This is a genomic window from Rothia sp. HMSC065B04 (genome assembly GCF_001812285.1).
GTDB lineage: Bacteria > Actinomycetota > Actinomycetes > Actinomycetales > Micrococcaceae > Rothia > Rothia mucilaginosa.
Map to the genome: position 1 here is coordinate 45938 of NZ_KV808410.1, position 6778 is coordinate 52715.

The 6778-nt window shown below is 55.6% G+C and carries 2 protein-coding genes and 1 pseudogene; all 3 read left to right on the top strand.

Translation table 11 applies throughout. The annotated features are described in order from the left end of the window. The first annotated feature begins 444 nt into the window (after positions 1-444). Positions 445-3624 (top strand): S-layer homology domain-containing protein, encoded by a 3180-nt coding sequence (locus tag HMPREF2845_RS09425; RefSeq protein ID WP_246824645.1) that lies wholly within the window; start codon positions 445-447, stop codon positions 3622-3624. 251 nt (positions 3625-3875) lie between these two features. Continuing rightward, positions 3876-5939 (top strand): superoxide dismutase, encoded by a 2064-nt coding sequence (locus HMPREF2845_RS07625; RefSeq protein ID WP_049354781.1) that lies wholly within the window; start codon positions 3876-3878, stop codon positions 5937-5939. A 247-nt stretch (positions 5940-6186) separates the two neighbouring features. Then, positions 6187-6778, top strand: a pseudogene (locus HMPREF2845_RS07630) (siroheme synthase); the annotation flags it as partial.

Here is a 6778-nt window from a genome sequence, read left to right on the forward strand (position 1 = left end):
TATAGAAGGGGCGGTGAGAGTTTTTCTTTCACCGCCCCTTTTCGTGTGCCTGTTTTCTAGTGCGGACGCTGTTAGGCACCGTTTTTAGTGATGGTTATGTATCCAATTTTTGCCTCTCTATTGTGTGGTCTTTTGGGGGTTTGGGCTTTATCTAAAACCGGGGCGTAATTTTTGAATTTTTTGTCTTATAACTCTCATCGGCATGTTTTTCTCGTGTTTTCATTGATTGTTTAAGACGCGGGTTGGTAGGCTGAAATTGCACTTCAGCATGCCGCCGCTACGGCTCCTCTACGATATGGATTCGGGGCGAGTTCGGTGCGGTGGACTGTCACTCATTTATCCTCTCAACTTCTTTTCTCATTCGCCCTCTTTCATGCAGAAAATTCAGATTGGATAATGATGTCCTCATTCTTTAAACCGCCCCATGGTACACACCGAAAAGTTGTGGGTGTTTCCCTGGCGTTGGGCTTGACTCCGCTGCTGGCTTTGACGCCGGTGGCGGCTCAGGCGGCGCCCGCCTCCCCCGCCCAGCAGGCAGATACGCAGCAGACAGGCAAGCAGCAGGCAGCACTTCAAGCAGCACCCGTACAGAATGCGCCCGCGCAGGGTGATAAGCAGGATGCACCCCTGCCGACCCTACGCGTGACCAGCGGAACCCTCGACATTCTCCACGGCGGCACCGTCCACGTGGAGGGTACCGGGCTGACCCCCGAGTTCTTGGCGCATCATGAGCTACGTAGCCTCACGATTGCCCCGAAGGGCTCTTCAACCTACGCTAACCCCTACCAAAAGGTCGATCACCGCGGCCTTATCTTTGACGCCCCGAAACCGGCTGCTGACGGCAGTTTCAGCGATGACCTGACGGTTCCGGCGAATAGCCTGCCGGCGAACCTGGAGTACGAGGTCATTCTGACCTACCGCCCCGTAGACGATGCCCACCCCTACGCGTGGAACACTGAGGACCGCGTCCGTACGGCGCTGCCGGTGGAGTTCAACCTCCCGAAGGCTGTCCTTCCCTCCATCACCTATGATGTTTCGGCTATTTCTGAGGAGCAGATTGCTTCCGGTCAGCCGGTTGAGGTGACGTTGACGGGTACCGGTTTTCAGGATGTCAGCTCCGTGAAGTTCACCTTGTCCGAGCATGATGAGCAGGGAAAGGTCACGAACGATAATGTGGCTTCGCTTGGTGAACTGAAGGCACCGGATACGGAAGAGAATCAGCGCATTTTCAAGGGCCTGATTCCTAACGGCTATTTCCAGAAAAAGGTCACTATCCCCGCGGGAGTTTTGAAGTCCGGTAAGGGGTATTCCCTGGGTGTTTCCGGTGTAGAAACCCACGGGTGGAATAAGCTGACGCGCAAGTTCCCCTTCGTTCCTGTGGGTAATAGCCCTGCGCGCATGGCGTATCAGGATAATTCGTTCAGGAATACCCTGCCGAAGGTATCTGTTGCCGCGCAGGATTTTGATCCCGGTCAGGACCGCGTCTATAAGGTAACTATTTCTAATATTTCCCCCGAGGTTGACCTGGGGTACTACCTTGACTCTGTGTCGATTTATAACGCTACCTCTGGTGAGCAGGGATATTTTGCGAGGAATGATGTAGCGGGTCAATACTATAAGCGTGACGAGCTGGTAACCCGCAACGCTGACGGCACTCTGACCGTGGAGGTTGAGTATAAGGTTCACGGTGATTCCTACAATAGGCCTTCTTCTCGCGGTTCGATGGCTGAAGTGCGTGTGGTGTTCTCGGATTCTCAGTATTCGTACGGTAACCATAAGTTCACGGTGAGCGCGCAGCTTCCGATGGCCCCTCCTGCCGCTGATGCTGTTGATTGGGAGAACCCGGCGAATGTTAAGTTGAAGGTCGATTCGGGAACCCTCAATATTTCTCAGGGTGGCACGGTGTCGGTGACGACTTCCCCGTTGAGCGCCGAGTTCCGTAAGAAGTACACTTTCCACGAGCTGGCTCTGGTGGAGCGCGGGTCGGTGTACGTGTATGCGGAACACAATATTTATGCGCCTCTCGACGAGTACGGCGGGATGCTCAAGGATCTGGATCATCAGGTGCGGGAGAACCCGGACGGTAGCCTCACCTACACGTTTAAGGTTCCCCCGCAGTACGTTGAGGCTGCCGACGGTGAGCTCTTCGATGTAGTGATGACCTACTACCCGTTGGATGAAGCTGAGCCGGAACCTTCGAGTAGGTCCAACCGTTTGTATGCCCGCGCCCATATTGATGTGGTTCAGGATGCGCAACCGACCCGTGGGACCTACACCTTCAGTCAATCCGCTATCGATGACCCGTGGAAGGATACGACGCTGCGGGTTGAGGGACGCCATATCCTCTCCCAGGCTAGTGAAATGGTTGGTAATGATTGGCCGGTCATCGCTATCTATGAGGCTGACCCTGCAACGGGAAAGATGGTGGGTGAGCCTGTGTTCACTCAGCGGGATGACTACACGTACTACGGGGTTAACACCAGGTGGTTCCGCAATAACTATTTCAGTGCGGAGCTGAAGATTCCTGCGGGTACGTTGAAGCCGGGCAAGCTCTACTTTATTGGTATGTATGGGAACGGGTTGCCTTACCCCGGCATGGAAGATTCTCCGGGTTCTATGCTGAATGATGTTGCCGAGTTCCTTCCGGTGCATTCTCCCGAGCAGGAGTCCGCGGGGCCCACACTGCACCTTGGGTCGGTGGGCCTGAACCCGTACGCGCAGACGAACTTGTTTACGGCACGCGCTACCGGGCTCTTTGCGCCGGGTGAAGGATCGTACCGCCTCTCAGTGCAGCATGTTGATGAGCAGGGGCGTTTGACCGGTCAGACGGTGTTCCAGCAGGCGATTCCGGCTGACCTCATCAAGGATGGCAGGGTGGAGCTGAATCTGACGATCGCTCAGCAGCTGAGCTATTCGGGTGCTTATCGTCTGGTCTTGGAGAAGGTCACCCCCGGTAAGGATGGTGCCGGCGAGTCGGTGGAGCAGCTTGCTTTCGAGGATATTCCTCTGAAGCTGACGCGTGAGGGTGAGTTGCAGGCTGCTGAGCAGTGGTTTGCTGATCGTGATATTTTGCCTAATCCTTCGCCGATGTCCTGGCATAGCGGTATGACGCGCCACGATGTGACGGTGTCGCTGTACCGATTGGCTGGTTCCCCGAAGGTTGAGCTGCCTGCTTTTAGCCCGTACGCGGATGTGGCAACGAACGACCCGGACTACGCCGCGTACATTTGGGCTCGTCAGAAGGGTATTACCTTCGGCTGGGCGGACGGCAAGTTCCACCCGGATGCGCCCCTTTCGACCCCGTCGACGGTGGCTTTCCTGTACAGGTACCAGAAGGCGATGGGTCAGGTCACGCCGAAGGCGCCGACCTCTGCCTCGTTGCCGCGTAGCTTGTCTGTGCCGGGTAACCAGGATGCGCCTCGGAGTGCTAGCGGCTGGCAGCATAAGGTTCGTCAGGGTAGCGCTTTTTGGCGTGAGGCTCAGTGGGCTGTTGATCACCGCATGTGGGGTTACCGCGTTGATGGGGAATACGTCTATGAGGACTTTGATAGGTCTTTCGTTTCCTCTGGTGATTTGAAGTTGATGCTGTACCGCTTGGCGCACGGCGGCAGCCACCTCAAGTAGCGCCGGGTCGTGGTGAGTGAGGTAACCGGTGGGCTGGGATGCTCGACGTAGTTCGACTTTTCAGCCTGCCGGTGCCACCCCGGTTTTTCTTCCCTGCCTCTGCGAGTTCTTTTGCCTAGCACCAGGCTTTACGGGGCTACTTCTCCTCTGTTTTTTTGGGGGGGTCTTTTCAGGCTTTATCCGCTCAACTTTTTCACTCACTTCATCTACTCACTCGTTTCAATCACCGTATAAATTTTGTAGATGGGATAATGATGTCTTCATTCTTCACACCACGAGGCGCCCGGCGCTGTTCCACCTCTCCGCGCCATCCGGCAAGCGCCCGTGCGCTCAGCCTGTCGTTGCTGCTGGGTTTGAGCCCGCTTGCCGGTATCACCCCGGCGGCGCTGGCGGCTCCCGAACACCCGGCACAACCGGCACAGGTTGCACCTGCTCATGCAGACCCGGAACAGGCGACCCCCGCCTCCCCCGCCGCAGCTCAAGAAGATGCTGACGAAGCCACGTCTTCGCTTCCGAAGGTAGATGAATCTCGCCATCCTGAAATGGAAGGGTTTAAAGTCTCTCCTGAGACTCTCAACATTTCTCGAGGCGGCACAGTAACGCTGACGACGCCTCCGCTCAGTGCTGAATTCCGCCAGAATTACGAATTCTACGAATTTTCTCTGGTTGACCGCGGTTCTTCGTACTTCAAAGCCGCGTATGCCCGCATTGACGGATATGCCTACTTTGGCTACCTCTTTGACCGTGATCCCAACCCGAAGCAGATGGTAGAAAACCCAGACGGGAGCTACACCTTCTTTCTCAATATTGGGCCGTACATTATTGAGGCTAATGAAGGCACTCTTTTCGACGTCATTTTGACGTACCACAAGAAGGGCCACCGGGAGGATTCTTGGCCGTCCGAATTCCGTTTTGTGGCGCGTGCACCTATTAATGTTGTGCAGGACCCTAAGCCGACTGAGACGACGTACATTTTCAGTGTGCCCGCAATTGATGACCCGTGGAAGGATACGACTCTGACGATTGAGGGGTTCCATATCCTTACGAGCGGTAGTCGAGAGGGCAAGGATGGCCCCGCGCTTCTGGCTTTTTATGAAGTCGACCCGAAGACCGGAAAGATTGTAGGCGAACCAGAATTCACCACTCGGATTCCGTACCCGGCTTCCCGTAGTGGAGAGCGCGTTTATTTCCTGAATTGGCATTTTAAGACGTCTATTACGATTCCTGGGGGAACGCTTAAGCCGGGTAAGGTCTATAAGATTGGTTTCTACGGTAAAGACCGTCCGGAGGATGAGAATTACCCCGGTGAGTTGCTGAATGATGTTGCAGATTTCATTCCGGTACGTTCGCTTAATAAGGAATCGGCTAGCCCTGAGATGTTTCTGAAGGCTACGACGGTGAGCCCTTATGATGAGGAAAATATCTTGCCGGTACGCGCCGTCGGTTTGAAGAAGCAGCCTGGGGTCTCTTACCGTTTCTCGGTACAACATGTTGATGAGCAGGGACATCTGACCGGTCAGAAGACGCTGGTGCAGGAGATTGCTGCTGAGAGCATCCATGACGGCACGATGGATGAGAAGCTGACCATCTCCGGTGCGCCGCTGAATTATGACGGCTCGTACAGGCTCTTCTTGGAAAAGGTGACTGCCGGCAAGGACGGTACGGTTGAGTCGGTTGAGCAGCTTACTTCGAAGGATCTACAGCTGCAGTTTACGAAGAATAAGGAGGTCAACGCCGCCTGGGCATGGTTTAAGCGCCGTCAGGTTCTTCCTGAGTTTTCTGATTCAGGTAGGAACAGCTATATGACGCGCCGCGATGTGACGGTGGCGCTGTACCGTCTTGCGGGTTCGCCGAGAGTGGAGCTTCCGGCGACGAGTCCTTATGGAGATATCACTCCGGATGATCCGGACTACGCCGCGTATATTTGGGCTCGTCAGAAGGGCATTACGTTCGGTTGGGCGGATGGGAATTTCCACCCGGAGATGAACATGCACAATTATTCGACGGCGGCGTTCCTGTACAGGTATCAGCGTTCGCGCGGTATGATGTCTCCCGGCTTGCCGACTGCCGCACCGCAGTCTCGTAACGGTAGCCTGCCGGGGTCGGATGAATCTGAGGTGAGCGCTAACCCATGGGTTCTGGATTTGGAGGAGGGTAGTGCTTTTTGGCGTGAATCTCGGTGGGCTGTGCAGCAACGCATTTGGGGCTACACCAGGGGTTGGGAACACGAACGCTTTTTCATGGAGACAACGTCTGTCTATGACTTGGCGTTGATGCTCTACCGCATGGAGCACGGCGGTAGCCATCTCAAGTAGCGCCCAGTTGTGGTGAGGGGTAACCGGTGGGCTGGAATGTTCGGATTAGTTCGACTTTTCAGCCCGCCGGTACCGTCCCGATTTTTCTTCCCTGCCTTCTGCGAGTTCTTTTGCCCGGCACCAGGCTTTACGGGGCTTCTTCTCCCCTGTTCGGGGTTTTCTTTTCACGTTTTATCCGCTCGACTTCTTCGCTCGCTTCATCTACTCGCTCGCTTCAATCACCGCACAGTTTTTTGTAGATGGGATAATGATGTCTTCATTCTTCACGCCACGAGGCGCCCCGCGCCACCCGGCGAGCGCCCGCGCGCTCAGCCTGTCGCTACTGTTGGGTTTGAGTCCGCTGGCCGGTATCACCCCGGCGGCACTCGCAACACCGACCCAGGCGGCACCTGAGCAGCAGGCGCAGGCGACCCCAGCCTCCCCCGCTGCAGCTTTGGTTCAGAAACAAGCAGACAATCAGCAGAATCCTGTAGCCCAGGGCGAGCAGACCAGTTCGCTACCGACTTTGCGTGTCACCAGTGGCACGTTAAAAATTGAGACTGGTGGCACGGTGCATGTTGAGGGTACTGGATTCACTCCCGAATTCTTGGCACACCATGAGCTGCGTAGCCTCATTATTGCGCCCAAGGGTTCCTCTACCTATGTGGGCCCTTACCAGGAGCCAACATACCAGGGGCCGCGCTTTGACGTTCCGGCGCCTGCCCCAGACGGGACTTTCAGCGCTGACTTGGATGTGTCTTCCAACGGCATACCTGCGGGCATGGAGTACGAAGTTATCTTGACCTACCGCCCGCTAGATGAAGCGCACCCCTATCAGTGGAATACTGAGGATCGTATTC

Coding starts and splice junctions, on each gene's coding strand:
- HMPREF2845_RS07625 (WP_049354781.1), top strand. CDS start 3,876: ATGATGTCTTCATTCTTCACACCACGAGGCGCCCGGCGCTGTTCCACC.